The 15,686-nt window shown below is 68.6% G+C and carries 15 protein-coding genes and 1 pseudogene; 9 read left to right on the top strand and 7 right to left on the bottom strand.

Features of this window, described 5'->3' with window-relative positions:
* Positions 1-37: 37 nt before the first annotated feature.
* On the bottom strand, positions 38-1,162 hold the full coding sequence (locus ACWDU4_RS07435) for a DUF2786 domain-containing protein (RefSeq protein WP_450113233.1): 1,125 nt from the start codon (positions 1,160-1,162) through the stop codon (positions 38-40).
* Positions 1,163-1,221: 59 nt separating this feature from the next.
* Positions 1,222-2,778 carry a methionine--tRNA ligase gene (gene metG / locus ACWDU4_RS07430; RefSeq protein ID WP_450113232.1) on the bottom strand — a complete coding sequence of 519 codons (1,557 nt, stop codon included), beginning with the start codon at positions 2,776-2,778 and terminating at the stop codon, positions 1,222-1,224.
* Positions 2,779-2,798: 20 nt separating this feature from the next.
* Between metG and ACWDU4_RS07425 the strand changes: the two genes are divergently transcribed.
* Entirely contained in the window at positions 2,799-3,626 is an 828-nt protein-coding gene (locus tag ACWDU4_RS07425; RefSeq protein WP_450113231.1) for a TatD family hydrolase, read from the top strand.
* Positions 3,627-3,631: 5 nt separating this feature from the next.
* Here ACWDU4_RS07425 and ACWDU4_RS07420 read toward each other — a convergent pair whose 3' ends face one another.
* Positions 3,632-4,381 (bottom strand): amino acid ABC transporter ATP-binding protein, encoded by a 750-nt coding sequence (locus ACWDU4_RS07420; protein WP_450113230.1) that lies wholly within the window; start codon positions 4,379-4,381, stop codon positions 3,632-3,634.
* Positions 4,378-5,865 (bottom strand): amino acid ABC transporter substrate-binding protein/permease, encoded by a 1,488-nt coding sequence (locus ACWDU4_RS07415; RefSeq protein WP_450113229.1) that lies wholly within the window; start codon positions 5,863-5,865, stop codon positions 4,378-4,380. Before ACWDU4_RS07415 ends, ACWDU4_RS07420 begins: the two co-directional genes overlap by 4 nt.
* A gap of 182 nt (positions 5,866-6,047) precedes the next feature.
* Here ACWDU4_RS07415 and ACWDU4_RS07410 point away from each other — a divergent pair, with 182 nt between their 5' ends.
* The 6 genes and pseudogenes from ACWDU4_RS07410 to ACWDU4_RS07385 all read left to right on the top strand — a co-directional run bounded on the left by ACWDU4_RS07410 (position 6,048) and on the right by ACWDU4_RS07385 (position 10,382).
* A complete protein-coding gene (locus tag ACWDU4_RS07410; protein WP_450113228.1) occupies positions 6,048-7,175 on the top strand; it encodes a transglycosylase family protein in 1,128 nt (375 codons plus the stop codon).
* Positions 7,176-7,213: 38 nt separating this feature from the next.
* Positions 7,214-8,098, top strand: a complete 885-nt coding sequence (gene rsmA, locus ACWDU4_RS07405) for a 16S rRNA (adenine(1518)-N(6)/adenine(1519)-N(6))-dimethyltransferase RsmA (protein ID WP_450113227.1) — start codon at positions 7,214-7,216, stop codon at positions 8,096-8,098.
* Positions 8,099-8,524: 426 nt separating this feature from the next.
* Positions 8,525-8,660, top strand: a pseudogene (locus ACWDU4_RS07400) (16S rRNA (adenine(1518)-N(6)/adenine(1519)-N(6))-dimethyltransferase RsmA); the annotation flags it as partial.
* Between the two features lie 147 nt (positions 8,661-8,807).
* Complete coding sequence (locus ACWDU4_RS07395) at positions 8,808-9,116, top strand: hypothetical protein (protein WP_450113226.1); 309 nt, start codon at positions 8,808-8,810, stop codon at positions 9,114-9,116.
* Positions 9,117-9,274: 158 nt separating this feature from the next.
* Positions 9,275-9,976, top strand: coding sequence for an NUDIX hydrolase (locus tag ACWDU4_RS07390; RefSeq protein WP_450113225.1), 702 nt, complete (start codon positions 9,275-9,277; stop codon positions 9,974-9,976).
* A 118-nt stretch (positions 9,977-10,094) separates the two neighbouring features.
* Positions 10,095-10,382 carry a hypothetical protein gene (locus ACWDU4_RS07385; RefSeq protein WP_450113224.1) on the top strand — a complete coding sequence of 96 codons (288 nt, stop codon included), beginning with the start codon at positions 10,095-10,097 and terminating at the stop codon, positions 10,380-10,382.
* Between the two features lie 60 nt (positions 10,383-10,442).
* On the opposite strand, the gene ACWDU4_RS07380 is transcribed toward ACWDU4_RS07385, so the two are convergent.
* From ACWDU4_RS07380 to ACWDU4_RS07370, 3 genes are read right to left on the bottom strand one after another with little or no spacing between them, the layout of a single operon-like run.
* Positions 10,443-12,686, bottom strand: coding sequence for a heavy metal translocating P-type ATPase (locus tag ACWDU4_RS07380; RefSeq protein WP_450113223.1), 2,244 nt, complete (start codon positions 12,684-12,686; stop codon positions 10,443-10,445).
* A 24-nt stretch (positions 12,687-12,710) separates the two neighbouring features.
* Positions 12,711-13,625: a hypothetical protein gene (locus ACWDU4_RS07375; RefSeq protein ID WP_450113222.1), complete on the bottom strand. Its 915-nt coding sequence runs from the start codon at positions 13,623-13,625 to the stop codon at positions 12,711-12,713.
* Positions 13,622-13,828, bottom strand: coding sequence for a heavy-metal-associated domain-containing protein (locus ACWDU4_RS07370; protein WP_450113221.1), 207 nt, complete (start codon positions 13,826-13,828; stop codon positions 13,622-13,624). The genes ACWDU4_RS07375 and ACWDU4_RS07370 overlap by 4 nt, the downstream gene beginning before the upstream one ends.
* A gap of 185 nt (positions 13,829-14,013) precedes the next feature.
* Between ACWDU4_RS07370 and ACWDU4_RS07365 the strand changes: the two genes are divergently transcribed.
* On the top strand, positions 14,014-15,438 hold the full coding sequence (locus ACWDU4_RS07365; protein ID WP_450113220.1) for an MFS transporter: 1,425 nt from the start codon (positions 14,014-14,016) through the stop codon (positions 15,436-15,438).
* Entirely contained in the window at positions 15,435-15,566 is a 132-nt protein-coding gene (locus ACWDU4_RS07360; protein WP_450113219.1) for a hypothetical protein, read from the top strand. Before ACWDU4_RS07365 ends, ACWDU4_RS07360 begins: the two co-directional genes overlap by 4 nt.
* Positions 15,567-15,686 lie beyond the last annotated feature (120 nt).

Here is a 15,686-nt window from a genome sequence, read left to right as displayed (position 1 = left end):
CCGGGTCAGGCAAACCGGCAGGTGCGCGCGGTCCCCGTCATCCGGCGACCGCCCGCCGGTCGGGGGCCAGACGTGCGGCGTCCGCTGCCGACCGGCCGGCCGCGACCCCGCCGAGATCGCTGACGGTGAAGCCCCACGACCGCAGTTTCGGGCCGAACAGGCGGTCCACCTCGACCTGCACCGCGTCGGAGCGCCGGGCGAGGATTGGCAGCAGGTCGCCGAACTCTGCGCGGGCGTCGACGACCGCCTGCGCGGTCGCCGCCTTCTCGGCTTCGGTCAGTCGTTGCCCGATCCGGATGGCGAAGCCGTACAGGAATGCCCGCCGGAAGGCCGCCGATGTCGCGCCGCGCGCCTGTTCGGCGTGCATCGCCCGCGTCGCCTGCACCAGCAGCGAGGTGAACAGCAGGTCCACCTTCTCGAGGTCGGACGGGGTGCCCAGCACCGTCGCGATGTCATCGACGGCGTTGTAGAGGGTGCGGATGTGGTTGGCCTCGCCGACCGTGGTCAGGAGCAGGCCCTTCTGTTTGCTGTAGGGCCGGTCCAGGTGAATGCGCCGGGCATGCACCGTGATGTCCCGACCGGTGATGCCCCGTTCGGACGCGGCCTCGAGCAGCGTGGCCGTCACGGAGTGGCGGGTCATCAGTTCCTGCGCCTTGGCCGTGAGGGTTTCGGCTTCCTCGGTGAACTCGGTGCTCTCCGCCTTGGCCAGCAGGCCGCGAATCCGATTCAGCACCTTGGCATCCGCGATCTCGGCGTCCGTTCCGTCGCCGGGTTGCGGTGCCCGGACTTCGGGCCACAGGGACGGCGGTGGGCACAGTCGCCGCAGTGGCTGCAGGTGCCGCAACAGGCGCAGTGCGGACACGGTCAGTGGTGGCTCGTCGGTCCGCCGCGGATAGGTGTGGGCGAGGACCTTGAGTTGGTCCGCCCAGTGCAGTGGGGCACGCGCCCACGCCCCGCTGCGGTTGGCCTCCCGCAGGATCAGCAGCGCGACCGGCGCGACCTCGACGGAGGCCAGGCCCCGCCGGGCGACGTGTACGACGTCGCCCGGCTGCCAGCCGTTCTCGTAGGCGCGGCGCAGCGCCTCCTCGGCGCCGAGGCAGTCACGCGTCCCGGCCTCGGCAGCATCCCCACGGTCTCGAATACCTGTTCGATTGGTCCCCATGGGGGCAGTCTGCCCCGGGGGTACGACAAGTTCTCTCGCCGCAGGTCACGGCGTGATTTTCAGGCGTCTTCGGGCTCGACGTAGCGGGGGAAGACCGGGGCCGGTGCGGGCAGGGGGGTGCCGGCGACGATCCGCGTGCCGAGATCGGCGAACTGACGGTTCTCCGACGCCTGGCCGAGCACCGCCAGGATCTTGTCGGCGGCGTCGGGCATCACCGGCTGCACCAGGATACCGACGATGCGCACCACCTCGAGCGTCGTGTACAGCACGGTCGCCATCCGCGCGGGGTCGGTCTTGCGCAGGACCCAGGGCTCCTGGGCGCTGAAGTACCGGTTGGTCTCGGCGAGCACGTGCCAGATCGCCTCGAGGCCGAGATGGATGGCCTGCACGTCGAACTCGGCCCGCACCTTCTCCAGGAGCGCGTCGGCCTGCGCGAGGAGCGCGGTGTCGGCGTCGGTGAACTCGCCGGGAGTCGGTACCTGTCCGTCGCAGTTCTTCGCGACCATCGACAGCGACCGCTGCGCGAGGTTGCCCAGTTCGTTCGACAGGTCGGCGTTCATCCGGGTGACGATCGCCTCGTGGCTGTAGCTGCCGTCCTGGCCGAACGAGATCTCCCGCAGCAGGAAGTAGCGGACGGCGTCGAGCCCGTACTCCTCGACCATCTCGAGCGGGTCGACGACGTTGCCGACCGACTTCGACATCTTCTCGCCCTTGTTGTAGAGGAACCCGTGTACGAACACGCGCTCGGGCAGTTCGATGCCGGCCGACATCAGGAACGCAGGCCAGTACACGGTGTGGAAGCGGCTGATGTCCTTGCCGATGATGTGCAGGTTCGCCGGCCAGTACTTCCCGAACGACTCGGAGTCGACGTCCGGGAAGCCGACACCCGTCAGGTAGTTGGTCAGCGCGTCCACCCACACGTACATCACGTGGTCGGGATCGCCCGGAACCGGCACACCCCAGTCGAACGTGGTCCGGGACACCGAGAGGTCCTTGAGTCCGCCGGAGACGAAGCTGACGATCTCGTTGCGGCGGGTCGCGGGAGCGATGAACTCGGGGTGCGACTCGTACAGGGCGAGCAATCGGTCCTGGTAGGCGGACAGCTTGAAGAAGTAGGTCGACTCCTCGGTCCACACCACCGGTGTGCCGGTGTCGGTGGAGATCCGGCTGCCGTCCTCCTGCAGCGTCGTCTCGGCCTCGGTGTAGTACGCCTCGTCGCGCACCGAGTACCAACCGGCGTAGGTGTCGAGGTAGATGTCGCCGGCCGCGACCATCCGCTCCCAGATGGCCTGACTGGCCGTGGTGTGGTCGCTGTCGGTGGTGCGGATGAACCGGTCGTACGAGATGTTCAGCACCTTGTCCATGGCCTGGAACACGTCGGAGTTGCGGGTGGCGAGGTCGCGGACGTCGACGCCCTCCTTCGCCGCGGTCTGCTGCATCTTCAGTCCGTGCTCGTCCGTGCCCGTCATGAAGAAAACGTCGAACCCGTCGAGCCGCTTGAAGCGGGCGAGCGCGTCCGAGGCGATGTACTCGTAGGCGTGCCCGATGTGCGGGGCGCCGTTGGGGTACGCGATCGCAGTGGTGATGAAGAACGGGGGCCGGGTCGCTGCAGTCATGGTGGCCTTACTCTATCTGCGTGCCCAAGGATCGTCCGGCTCCGGACCTGCCCGAGCCTCTAGCGCCGCTGATCGACGCCCACACCCACCTTGATGCGTGCGGGGCGAACGACGCCGCGTCGGTCGGCGAGATCGTCGACCGCGCCGAGAAGGTCGGCGTCGGCCGGGTGGTCACCGTCGCCGACGACCTGGCCGCCGCGCGGTTCGCGGTCGACGCCGCCACCTGGGATCCGCGGGTGTACGCCGCGGTCGCCATCCACCCCACCCGCGCGAACGTCCTCGACGACGCGACCAAGGCCGAGATCGAGCGGCTCGCCGCGCACCCGCGCACGGTCGCGGTCGGGGAGACCGGGCTCGACTACTACTGGCCCGGCAAGCTCGACGGCTGCGCCGCAATCGAGGATCAGGTCGAGGGATTCCGCTGGCACATCGACCTCGCCAAACGTCTGGGCAAGCCGCTGATGATCCACAACCGTGAGGCCGACCACGACCTGCTGACCGTGCTGCTCGACGAGGGCGCGCCCGAGACGGTGATCTTCCACTGCTTCTCGTCGGACGCGACGATGGCGCTGGCCTGCGTCGAGGCGGGATACGTGCTCAGCTTCTCCGGCACGGTCAGCTTCCGCAATGCCCGCGAGCTGCACGAGGCGGCGAAACTGGTGCCGGACGACCAGCTGCTGGTCGAGACCGACGCGCCGTTCCTGACCCCGCACCCGTTCCGCGGCGCCCCCAACGAGCCGTACTGCCTGCCGTACACGGTCCGGTCGCTGGCCGCGACCCGCGGTCAGGACCCGTTCGAGCTCGCCGCCGCCGCAACCGCCAACGCGGAGCGCGTTTACCGCCTCTGACGTCGCTAGAGCACCTTCCGCAGGAAGTCCTGGGTGCGCGGTTGCTGTGGGTTGCCGAAGACCTCCTCGGGTGTGCCCTCCTCGACGATGTAGCCGTCGGCCATGAAGATGACCCGGTCCGAGACCTCGCGGGCGAAACCCATCTCGTGGGTGACGACGACCATGGTCATGCCCTCGGCGGCGAGGTCGCGCAGGACCTGCAGCACCTCGCCGACCATCTCGGGGTCCAGGGCGCTGGTGGCCTCGTCGAAGAGCATCACGTCGGGGTTCATCGCCAGCGCCCGGGCGATCGCGACGCGCTGCTTCTGTCCGCCGGAGAGGTTGGCGGGCTTGGCGTCCTTCTTGTCGGAGAGCCCGACCTGCCCGAGGAGCCGGATCCCGATGTCGCGGGCCTCGTCCTTGGTGGCCTTCTTCGTCTGCACCGGCGCGAGCATGACGTTCTCGAGGGCGGTCATGTGGGGGAAGAGGTTGAAGTGCTGGAAGACCATCCCGATGTGCTGGCGCACCTTGTCGATGTCGACCTTCTTGGCGGTCAGGTCGACGCCGTCGACGACGACGCTGCCCTCGGTGATGTCCTCGAGCCGGTTCAGGCAGCGCAGGAAGGTGCTCTTGCCGGAGCCCGACGGCCCGATCACACACACCACCTCGCCTGCGGCGATGTCGACGTCGATGCCCTTGAGGACCTCGTTGTCGCCGTAGGACTTCTTCAGCCCGGTGACCCGGATCTTGCTTTCGGTGGTGACGGACTCGCTCACGCGTTGATCCTCTTCTCGAGCCGGGCGGACAGCTTGGTCAGGGCCATGATGATGACGAAGTAGAAGATGCCGACGATCAGCCACATGTTGAACGACTCGAAATTCCTGGCGATGATGATCTTGCCGGTCTGGGTCAGTTCGGCGATGCCGATCACCGACAGGATCGAGGTGTCCTTGAGCGTGATGACGGCCTGGTTCACGAACGACGGCATCATCGTCCGCACCGCTTGCGGCAGCACCACCTTGCGCATCGCGGGCAGGTAACTCATGCCGAGGCTGCGGGCGGCCTCCATCTGTCCCTTGTCGACGGCCTGGATGCCGCCGCGGATGATCTCGGTGATGTAGGCACCGGCGTTCAGGCTCAGGGTGATGATGCCCGCCGTCATCGCGGGCATCTGGAAGTCCAGTGCGGCGGGGATGCCGAAGTAGATGAAGAACGCCTGCACCAGCAGTGGGGTGCCGCGGAAGATGTCGACGTAGGTGACGCCGATGCCGCGCAGGATCCTGCTGGTCGAAACCCGGAAGAAGCCGAAGATCAGGCCGAGCACCAGCGCGATCGCCAGCGAGACGACAGTGAGCACGAGCGTCAGCCACAGACCCTTCATCAGCAGCGAGAAGTTGTCCTTCAGCAGCGAGAAGAAGGTGTTGCCGCCCTGCACCTCGGGCTGTTCGCCGAGGTAGCGGTTCAGGATCTCGTCGTACTCGCCACTGGCCCGCAGGTTGGCGAGGCCGGCGTTGAACTTCGACAGCAGTTCCGCGTTCTGGCCCTTCGAGACCGCGAAGCCGTACGAGTTGCCCGCCTCCTTGCCCGTGACGGTCTTGAGACCGTTGCCCTGTGCGATGCCGTAGAGCAGTACCGGGTAGTCGTCGAAGACCGCGACGGAGTTCCCGGTCTTGACGTCGTCGTACATGCTGGCCGAGTCGTCGAAGGTGACGATCGTGAAGCCGTACTTGTCGCGGATCGACTCGGCGAACGCGGCTCCCTCGGTGCCGGTCTTGACCGCGACCCGCTTGCCCCTCAGATCCTCGTAGGACTTGATCGAGTCGTCGTTCTTCGCGACGGCCATCTGGACGCCGGAGTCGAAGTAGGGGTCGGAGAAGTCGAAGACCATCTTGCGTTCGTCGGTGATGGACATGCCCGCGATGACGCCGTCCACCTGTCGCGACTGCAGCGCCTGCACGGCCGCGTTGAAGCCGAGGGGTTTGATCTCGTAGCTGAAACCCTGGTCTGCCGCGATGGCGGATAACAGATCCATGTCGATGCCGACGAAGTTGCCCTGCTCGTTCTGGAACTCGAACGGCGCGAACGTGACGTCGGTGGCGATCACATAGGTCTTGCCGGACCCCGACTGGGCGGCGGCGGAGCCCTGTCCGAGCAACATGCCGAGCAGGCCGACCAGGGCGACGACCGCGGCGGTGACCAGGCGCCGACGGCGGCCGAGTCGATCCCGTGAGGACTGCCGAAGGTTCATCCAACTGCTCATCCAAACCAGCTTTCGTGGTCGCCGTGCATTGGTTGTGCCTGGGTCTCGACCCTAGTGAGCTTCACCCCTTTTTTACTGCTCACGAACGGCAGCGGTTGCCGGAGCTCCGCCCTTTCGTTACCGTACTGTGATCGCTTAAGGCCGGGATCACATCCCGGTAACCGACAGCACAGGACTTCTTCGTGTCACCTCTCACTCGGATCAACAAGGCCAATTCGCCGCTGCTGCGTCTCGTCGTCGGGGCACTTCTCCTCACCCTCATCGCCGGCGGTGCGCTGGCGGTCAGCCGACACAAGACCGTGCTCGTCGACGTCGACGGCGAGACCATCTCGCTCAGCACGATGTCCACCGACGTCGACTCGGTCCTCGCCGATGCCGGCTACGCGATCGGGGACAAGGACGCCGTGGCGCCGTCGAAGGGCGCCTCGGTTTCCGACGGTGACACCGTCGTGTTGCGCCGTGCCCGCGAGGTGACCCTGACCGTCGACGGCGAGCCCCGCACCCTGTGGACCACCGCGCTGACCGTCGACGAGGCGCTCGCACAGGAACGCCTCGCGGGTGACGTGCACGTGTCGGCGTCGCGCTCGGAGAGGTTGCCCCTCGACGGCACGGACCTCGAGGTCATCAGCCCCAAGGTGGTGCGCCTGCTCGACGGCGCCGCCGCGGCCGCAGACATCCGACTGGCCGCCCCAACCGTCGGTGATCTGCTCACCGCGCAGGGTGCGCCGCTCGAACAGCAGGACACCGTCGAGCCCGCCGCCGACGCCCCGGTCACCGAGGGTCTCGAGGTGAAGGTCACCCGCATCCGCACCGAGAGTCGGACCGAAACCCAGCCGGTGGCTCCGCCGGAGCAGCGGATCGAGGACCCGACGATGAACATGAGCCGCACCGTCCAGGAATCCGCGGGCGCCCCCGGCGTTCGGGACGTGACGTTCGCGGTGACCACCGTCAACGGTGTCGAGACCGGTCGTGAGGAGTTGTCCGAGAACGTGACGACACCGGCGCAGCCGAAGGTGGTGCGGGTCGGTGCCAAGCCGGGCACGGAGGTGCCGCCGGTGAGCAACGGCGCAACCTGGGACGCGCTCGCGCAGTGCGAGGCGACGGGCAACTGGCACATCAACAGCGGCAACGGCTTCTACGGCGGCGTGCAGTTCGACCAGAACACCTGGGAGCGGCAGGGCGGCCTGAAGTACGCGCCCCGCGCCGACCTCGCCACCCGCGAGGAGCAGATCGCGATCGCCATGAAGACGCAGCAGACGCAGGGGTGGGGCGCGTGGCCGTCCTGCTCGTCCCGGCTCGGCGTACGGTGAATTTCGCCGCCGTGACACCTGCCCGCTAAGTTCGATCCGTGTCGGATTCACAGCCCCGCGGCCAAGCCGCCCTGCTCGGCCCCGCCGAGGTGCGTGCGCTCGCGGCGGAGTTCGACATCCGCCCGACCAAGCAGCTCGGGCAGAACTTCGTGCACGACGGCAACACCGTCCGCAAGATCGTCGCGGTCTCCGGTGTCGCCCGTGACGACGTGGTCCTCGAGGTGGGACCCGGTCTCGGCTCGCTGACCCTGGCGCTTCTCGACGTGGTGGAGAAGGTCGTCGCCGTCGAGATCGATCCGAAGCTGGCGGCCCGGCTGCCCACGACCGTCGCCGAACGTGCCCCGGAGCTGTCGAACCGGCTGGACGTGGTGCTCGAGGACGCCATGCGGGTGATGCCGTCGCAGGTCCAGGCCGAGCCGACCGCCCTCGTCGCGAACCTGCCGTACAACGTCGCGGTGCCGGTGCTGCTGCACCTGTTCGCCGAGTTCCCGTCGCTCCGGACCGCGTTGGTCATGGTGCAGGCGGAGGTCGCCGATCGGCTCGCCGCGCGACCCGGCAACAAGATCTACGGCGTGCCGAGCGTGAAGGCGTGCTTCTTCGGGCAGGTACGGCGCGCGGGCTCCGTTGGGCGACAGGTCTTCTGGCCGGAACCGAAGATCGAGTCCGGGCTGGTCCGCATCGACCGGTACGAGGACGCGCCTTGGTCGATGGACGAGGAACATCGCAAGCGTGTGTTCGCTGTCGTCGATGCCGCATTCGCGCAGCGTCGCAAGACGCTGCGTGCAGCCCTGGCGACGTGGGCAGGATCGCCCGCCGAGGCGGAGCGACGCCTGGTCGCGGCGGGCATCGAACCCTCCGCACGCGGCGAGGTTCTCGACGCGGCAGCCTTCGTGCGCCTGGCGAACGTCGAGCCGTCTGCCTGATTCGTTTGTGTTGAACGAATTAACAAGTGCTGCTTGGTGATTTGAACTGTCCCCGTGGTATGCCTCGCTCCGGTACGGTGTCGGCGGCGTCTGATCCGGCGCCGCCAGCGTGCGCAGGTGGAGCGCACACCGTTGTCCAAGGGGGTTCGTAATGTCTCGTTCTGTGGGACGTCGTATCGCGTCCGTCGTTGTCACGGTGGCTGTGTTGGCCGGGGGTCTCGTTGCGGGTGTGGGAAGTGCTTCGGCCGCTGGATCGTTGACCGACGAGTCTCTGGGGTCTACGGAAGATCCCGCGAGTCTCTTCCTCGCTGCGGCGTCTTTGGTTCCTGGTGTCTTATTCATGGCTGGAAGCGCAGTCATCTGCGGGAGCCTGATCGACGAGGGGAATCCCTGCGGATACGGAGCGAACGACAACTGGTAGTTCCAGCCCCGGCGAAGTGGGCGGGATCGCCCGCGGAGGCGGAGCGACGTCTGGTCGCGGCGGGCATCGAACCCTCCGCACGGGTGTGAGGTCCTGGACGCGGCCGCGTGCGTGCGGCTGGTGAAAGTCCAGCTCGCGTGACTCGTTTGTGTTGAACGAATTGGAAAGTGCTGCTTGGTGATTCAATATTCCGCGTTACATGACTCGCTCCGGTACGGTGTCGGCGGCGTCGGACCCGACGCCGCCAGCGTGCGCATGGGCTCGCGCACCGTTGCTGAGGGGTACAGCATGTCTCGTTTCGCAGGACGTCGTATCGCGTCCGCTGTTGTGGCAGCGGCCGTCGTGGCCGGTGGCGTCGCGGCCGGTGCCGGCACCGCCGGGGCCGCCGAGGGGTCATCCGACGGATTTGTCGAAATCCTCTACCTCACCGGATCGGCGGTTCCGGATCCCGACATGCCGGACTACGGTGGGGATCCGTTCAATGACGCGCTGCGGCTTCTCAGTGAGGTCGGATATGCGTGGGGAATCGTCTCCCGTTGTGGCGAAGCGCCGGGACATGAGATGGCGTGCACTACCGGTGGGTCGGTCGAGTCCTAGTGCAGGACTTCACGCCGATGAGCGATCCGAGCGCGACGGCCATATCTGTGGTGCCGGGCATGGGGCGGTGACCTGCTTCTCCGTTCTGTCGTAGTGCAGGGCACGGCGAGTGGCGCGGCCGGGGCAACAATAGATCAGTAGTGAGTTATCATGCCGGGGTGCCTGACCGCCCGAAATCACGCAGCAAGGCGTTCTCCGACTACGACCGCCCGTCGGTTGCGGTGGATGTCGCTGTCCTGACCTACCGTGACGGTGCGCTCCGGGTTCTGGTGGTCGAGCACGAGAAACTCGGGGGCCGGGCGCTTCCGGGGACGTTCCTGCATTTGGGGGAGCGGCTCGCCGACGCCGCGGAGCGGGCACTGCGCCACAAGGCCGGGCTGGCCGGTGCTGCCTTCCGACAACTGGCGATGTTCGACGATCCGCGGCGCGACGACCGCGGGTGGGTGATCTCGATGGCCCACACCGCAGTCCTGCCGGCGAAGACGCTGCCCGCCGACGCCGTCCTCGTTGCGGTGGCCGACGGGGAGACCTCGGAGGACCTGCTGTTCGACCACGCCGACATGGTGCGGCTTGCGGTCGACGACCTCCGGGGCCGCTACGCACAGCGGGTCGACCCGGACGGCCTGTTGGGGGAGAAGTTCACAATGCTCGCGCTCAACGAGCTCTACCGGGTCGTGTTCGGGCTCGACAAGCTCCAGAAGGACTCCTTCCGGCGGCACGTGATCGCGGCGCTGGAGCCGACGGAGGAACTGGTGTCCACCGGCGCGGGCAGGCCGGCCGAGCTCTTCCGTCGCAATGGCGAGGCGTGTCTCTCGCCCAAGGCCGCGGCTCTTTTCACAACAGGACGGCGAGAACACTGATCCGGTGATCCGCCTCGCGTGCGGTCAATTGTCGGTAGGGTCCGGCGGGGCGTCGGGTCGGCGCGTCCCGGCGGCCGGCGCTTTCCTTGGCGTCGGTCCCACAGTGATTGGAGTTGGTATGTCTCGTTCGACGAGGCGGCGTATCGCATCGACCGTCACCGCAGCGGCCCTGCTGACCGGTGGGCTCGCGGCTGGTGCAGGCACCGCATCGGCGGAGAGCCCGCTGGACACCGGGAGCGCGGTGATCCGGAACATCCTCTACGCGCCGGTCGGCTCGGCGGACGTGGGCAGTGATCTCGCCGAGCTCGCGATTGCCAACCCGGCCAAGACGATCATGGTGATCCTGACGGGCGGAGTCATCGCGGGCGCCAACTTCGGAAGCTGGGACATGCCCGGCGGCGAATAGCCGCCTGTGCGCGAGTTCGGTAGTCCAGCTACCGAACTCGCGCACAGGTGGCGCAGCCGCCTACCTGAAGCGTCGCAGCCGCAGGCTGTTGCTGACCACGAAGACACTGGAGAACGCCATTGCGGCGCCCGCGAGCATCGGGTTGAGCAGGCCGGCGGCGGCCAGCGGCAGGGCGGCGACGTTGTAGGCGAACGCCCAGAACAGGTTGCCCTTGATGGTGCGCAAGGTCTTGCGGGACAGGCGGATCGCGTCCGCCGCGGCCCTCAGATCACCGCGCACCAGGGTCAGGTCGCTGGCCTCGATCGCGACGTCGGTGCCGGTGCCCATCGACAGACCGAGATCGGCCTGGGCCAGCGCGGCGGCGTCGTTGACGCCGTCACCGACCATCGCGACCACCTTGCCCTCCGCCTGCAGGCGTTTGACGGCCTCGACCTTGTCCTGCGGCAGCACCTCGGCGATCACCTCGTCGATGCCGACCTGGTCGGCGACCGCGCGGGCGGCGGCGGCGTTGTCGCCGGTCAGCATGATCGGGGTCAGGCCGAGCGCCTTCAGCTGCGAGATCGCCTCCGCCGACGTCGGTTTGACGGCATCCGCGACCACGAGTACGCCGCGGGCCCTGCCGTCCCAGCCGACCGCGACCGCGGTCCGACCCGCGGATTGGGCCGTCTGCAGCGCCGCTTCGAGGTCGGGTGTGAGGGCCTGTGCCCAGTCCTCCAGCAGCCGTGGCCGGCCGACGATTACCGCGTGCCCGTCGACGACGCCCTGCACGCCGAGACCCTCCACGTTCGCGAACTCCGCGACGGTCGGCAGTGCCCCGGCACCGGCGGCCGCAGTCGAGATCGCCCGCGCGATCGGGTGCTCGGAGGAGTGCTCGAGTGCACCGGCCAGACGCAGCACGTCGTCGGTGGATTCGCCTTCCGCCGCGTGCACCTCGAGCAGCGTCGTGGTTCCGGTGGTGACGGTGCCGGTCTTGTCCAGCACGACCGTGTCGACGCGGCGGGTCGACTCGAGCACCTCGGGTCCCTTGATCAGGATTCCCAGTTGGGCACCCCGGCCGGTGCCGACCATGAGCGCGGTCGGGGTGGCCAGACCCAGGGCGCAGGGGCAGGCGATGATGAGCACCGCGACCGCGGCGGTGAAGGCCGCGGCGACGGAACCTCCGGTGCCGAGCCAGAATCCGAGTGTCGCGACGGCCAGTGCGATGACGACGGGCACGAAGATGCCGGAGATGCGGTCGGCGAGCCGCTGGGCCTGCGCCTTCCCCGTCTGCGCGTCCTCGACCAGCTTCGCCATCTGCGCGAGCTGGGTGTCGGATCCGATTCGGGCGGCGCGCACCACGATCCGTCCGCCGACGTTGACGGTGGCGCCGACGACCGCATCGCCCGGGCCGACCTCGACCGGTACCGACTCGCCGGTCAGCATCGACGCGTCGACGGCCGATGCCCCCTCGATCACCTCGCCGTCGGTGGCGATCTTCTCGCCGGGCCGGACCACGAACTCGTCACCGACCGCGAGCTGGTCGACGCCGATCCGCTGCTCGACGCCGCCGCGAAGCACCGACACCTCCTTGGCGCCCATCTCGAGCAGCGCGCGCAGGGCGGCCCCGGAGCGACGCTTGGCGCGGGCCTCGAAATAGCGGCCGGCCAGGATGAACGTCGTCACGCCGGCGGCGGCCTCGAGGTAGATGTTTCCGGTGCCGTCGGTGCGCGCGATGGTGAACTCGAACGGGTGTGTCATGCCGGCGACCCCGGCGGTGCCCCAGAACAGCGCGTACAGCGACCAGCCGAGCGCGGCGAGTGTGCCCATCGACACCAGGGTGTCCATCGTGGCGGTGCCGTGCTTCAGGTTGGTCCACGCGGCCTGGTGAAACGGCCAGGCGCCCCACACCACGACCGGGGCGGCGAGGGTGAGCGAGAGCCACTGCCAGTTGCTGAACTGCAGTGCCGGGATCATCGCCATCGCGATCACCGGCACGCTCAGTGCCAGCGAGATCAGCAGTCGTCGGCGGAGCCCGGCCGTCGGATCGTCCTCGGCGGTGGCGGCATCGGTGTCGTCGGCGGTCGACGGCGGTGCCGGGAGTGCGGCGGTGTACCCGGCGGACTCGACGGCGGCGACGAGGTCGTCGGGGGTGATGTCGCCGGTGAAGTCGACGCGGGCCTTCTCGGTGGCGTAGTTGACGGTGGCGGTCACCCCGTCGAGCTTGTTGAGCTTGCGCTCGATGCGGTTCGCGCAGGACGCGCAGGTCATGCCACCGATCAGCAGTTCGACCTGTCCCTCGGTCGGCGCGGGTGCGACGGGGTTCATCGTGACTCCTCTCCGGGTGGTGTGTCAGTGCCCGTGGCCGGCCGGTGCGGCAGGCGCGGCGGGTGCGGTGTCTGCGTCGGCTTCGACGGTGAATTCGGCTGTGCGGACGGTGTTCTCGTGCTGGAAGTCGAGGAACAGTCGATAGGTGCCGGGGCTCGGAGCCTGCGCGTGGAACACCACGTCGGGTCCGGGCGCGGTGACGCCGTCGCCGGGCGCGCCCTGCGGGTGCACGTGCAGGTAGGCGAGGTCGCCGGTGCGCAGCGCGACCAGATGTCCGTAGGCGCCGAGGTAGGGCTGCAGGTCGGTGACCGGGCCGCCGTCGCGGGTGACCGCCAGGGTGAGCGCGCCACCGGCGGTGGTCAGATCGCCGGACAGTTCGACCCGGTATCCGTCGACCTCCGCGGTCCACGAAGGTGCAGGCAGCGGGACCGGGGTCAGGTCGCCGGCGACGTCGACGTTGCGGCCCAGCGTCAGTGCGGGCCCGTCGACGGGCTGGAAGTCCGCGAACACGCGGTAGGTGCCACCGGTCGGCCAGGTCCAGTCGATCGACCAGGTGCCGTCGGCGGCCAGGGTCGGGTGCACGTGCCGGAACTCGCTGGTGTCGGCGCGGACGACGATCAGGTGCAGCTGCTTCTCGTGCTGGTCGGTGAACGCGGTGACGGGGTCGCCGGACGGCCCGGTGATCCGGAAGGTCAGTGCGCCCGGGGTGCGGGCCGTACCCGGCGCCGAGATCTCCGAGAGCGTGTATCCCTGTTCGCTGACCTGCAGGCCGGCTGGAATCCCGGTCTCCGTTGTGGCGGTGGGTTCCTCGGTGTGGGTGTCGTGCGTGGTGGTGGACATGTCGGTCGGGCTCCCCACGGCCGCCCCGACACCGAGGGCCGCCGCGAAGATCACGGCGAGGCCCCCGGTGTAGGCGGCCAGCTTGGTGGCGGTGTTCATGACTGTGCGGTGTAGCCGGCCTCTTCCACCGCGGCGCGAACCGCGGCGGGGTCGACGGGGTCGATCGAGGTGACGGTCAGCAGCCCGGTGGGGACGTCGACGGTGATCTCGGTGACCCCGTCGAGCTTGGCGACCTCCTCGCGGACCGAGCCCGCGCAATGCCCGCAGGTCATCCCGGTGACGGTGTAGTTCGCGATCTCCATGACGTTCTCCTTCGTCTGCTTCGCATACCCACTGGGGGTATATGGCCAACGAGTCGAAACATACCCCCCGAGGGCATGTGACGCAACCCTCTGGTGGGGATTGTGTCAGATACCCATGGGGGGTATAAACCGAACGGCGACGGTCGAACCACGGTCATCGCTCACCGATGCAGGGAGGGATCGAGATGAATCAGGAAACGGGCCGGGTGCAATCGCGAAAGTGGTTGGCGCTCGGATTGATTGCGCTCGCGCAGTTCATGGTCATCATGGACACGTCGATCATCGGCGTCGCGCTGCCACAGATGGGCGAGGATCTCGGCTTCACACAGGAGAACCTCACCTGGGTTTTCAACGCCTACGTGGTGGTGTTCGGCGGGCTACTTCTGCTCGGCGGCAGGCTGTCGGACCTGTTCGGCGCTCGTCGCATGTTCGGCCTGGGGTGGCTGATCCTGCTGGTCGGCTCCCTGGTGGCCGGGCTGGCCGCGAACGTCCCCGCCGAACTCGTCGGCCGCGCCGTCCAGGGGGTCGGCGCGGCCCTCATCGCGCCGGCCGCGCTGACACTGCTGATGATGCTGTTCGGGTCGAACCCGCGCGACCTGACCAGGGCGCTCGCCGTGTACGGCGCCGCGGCGCCGGCCGGTGGGACCGCGGGCGTGTTCCTCGGCGGGCTGCTCACCGAGTACGCCTCGTGGCCATGGGTGTTCTTCGTCAACATCCCGGTCGCGGTCCTCGCCCTGGTCGCGGCGCCGGCGCTGCTGCCGGGCGGGCGCGGCACCGGAACGGGTGGCGTCGACCTGCTCGGCGCGGTCACCGTGACGCTCGGCATCGGTACGGCGGTCTACGCGATCGTCCGGGCGCCCGAGGTGGGCTGGCTGTCCGTGCAGACCTGGGGTGTCCTGCTCGCCGCGGCCGCGTTGCTCGCGGGATTCCTGGTGATCCAGGCGATGCGGCGCGAGCCGCTCGTCCGGTTGGCGATCTTCCGCACCCCCAACCTGGGTGCCGCGAACCTCGCCCAGTTCCTGCTCGGCGCCGCGTGGATCCCGATGTGGTTCTTCCTGAACCTGTACCTGCAGCAGGTGCTCGGCCTCTCGGCGTTCCCGAGCGGTGCCGCGCTGATCCCGATGACGGCACTGATCATGGTCGGGATGATCGTGCTCGCGCCACGTCTGATCGCACGGTTCGGGCCGAAGCCTGCGGTGGTGGCCGGGCTGCTGCTGCTCGCGGCGGGCCTGGGCTGGCTCTCACTGGTGCGTCCGGACGGCAGCTTCTGGGTGGACGTCCTGCCCGCCTCGCTGATCTCTGCGCTGGGGATGGCCCTCGCCTTCATCCCGTCGCTCGGCACCGCCATCTCCAGTGCCCGCCCCGAGGAGGGTGGTCTCGCCTCGGGCATCGTCAACACCAGCTACCAGTTGGGTTCGGCGCTGGGCCTCGCCGCCGCCACCGCGGTCGCGGCGGTCGCAGGAGCGGGGCGGGTGGGTGATCACGCGGCCCTGACCGACGGGTTCTCGGCCGCGTTCCTCACGGCCGCGGTGATCGCTCTCGTCGGCGCGGCACTGGCGGCCGTGACGCTCCGCCCGGCCCGGGCCGCCGAGACGGTGCCGGTCCGATGAGGCCCGTCGAGGTGCTCGACGATCCGCGGCTGCGGGCGGTGTTGCGGTGCGCGGGCGGATGTCTGCTCGCGGCGCTGCACGCCTGGATCCGTCCACGTCCGCGGGAGCTGCGGGACGTGTCCCAATAGCGGACGGCGCCAACGGAGTTCGCTCCGATGGCGCCGTTCGGTGGTGAAGTCAGTGGGCGGCCCCCGTCAACCACCCCCCGCCCCCCCAGCGTTTGGAGTTCTTGCTTACAGGGGGGGGTG

The sequence above is a fragment of the Rhodococcus sp. NPDC003348 genome (assembly GCF_053589375.1).
Note: the sequence above shows the minus strand (reverse complement) of the source record. Positions and strands in the feature narration are given on the sequence as shown.

What these genes read in the sequence shown, in the direction of transcription:
- ACWDU4_RS07435 (WP_450113233.1), bottom strand. Translation starts at nt 1,162, where the DNA reads ATGGGGACCAATCGAACAGGTATTCGAGACCGTGGGGATGCTGCCGAG.
- metG (WP_450113232.1), bottom strand. Translation starts at nt 2,778, where the DNA reads ATGACTGCAGCGACCCGGCCCCCGTTCTTCATCACCACTGCGATCGCG.
- ACWDU4_RS07415 (WP_450113229.1), bottom strand. Translation starts at nt 5,865, where the DNA reads ATGAGCAGTTGGATGAACCTTCGGCAGTCCTCACGGGATCGACTCGGC.
- ACWDU4_RS07395 (WP_450113226.1), top strand. Translation starts at nt 8,808, where the DNA reads ATGTCTCGTTTCGCAGGACGTCGTATCGCGTCCGCTGTTGTGGCAGCG.
- ACWDU4_RS07385 (WP_450113224.1), top strand. Translation starts at nt 10,095, where the DNA reads ATGTCTCGTTCGACGAGGCGGCGTATCGCATCGACCGTCACCGCAGCG.
- ACWDU4_RS07380 (WP_450113223.1), bottom strand. Translation starts at nt 12,686, where the DNA reads ATGAACCCCGTCGCACCCGCGCCGACCGAGGGACAGGTCGAACTGCTG.
- ACWDU4_RS07375 (WP_450113222.1), bottom strand. Translation starts at nt 13,625, where the DNA reads ATGAACACCGCCACCAAGCTGGCCGCCTACACCGGGGGCCTCGCCGTG.
- ACWDU4_RS07370 (WP_450113221.1), bottom strand. Translation starts at nt 13,828, where the DNA reads ATGGAGATCGCGAACTACACCGTCACCGGGATGACCTGCGGGCATTGC.
- ACWDU4_RS07365 (WP_450113220.1), top strand. Translation starts at nt 14,014, where the DNA reads ATGAATCAGGAAACGGGCCGGGTGCAATCGCGAAAGTGGTTGGCGCTC.
- ACWDU4_RS07360 (WP_450113219.1), top strand. Translation starts at nt 15,435, where the DNA reads ATGAGGCCCGTCGAGGTGCTCGACGATCCGCGGCTGCGGGCGGTGTTG.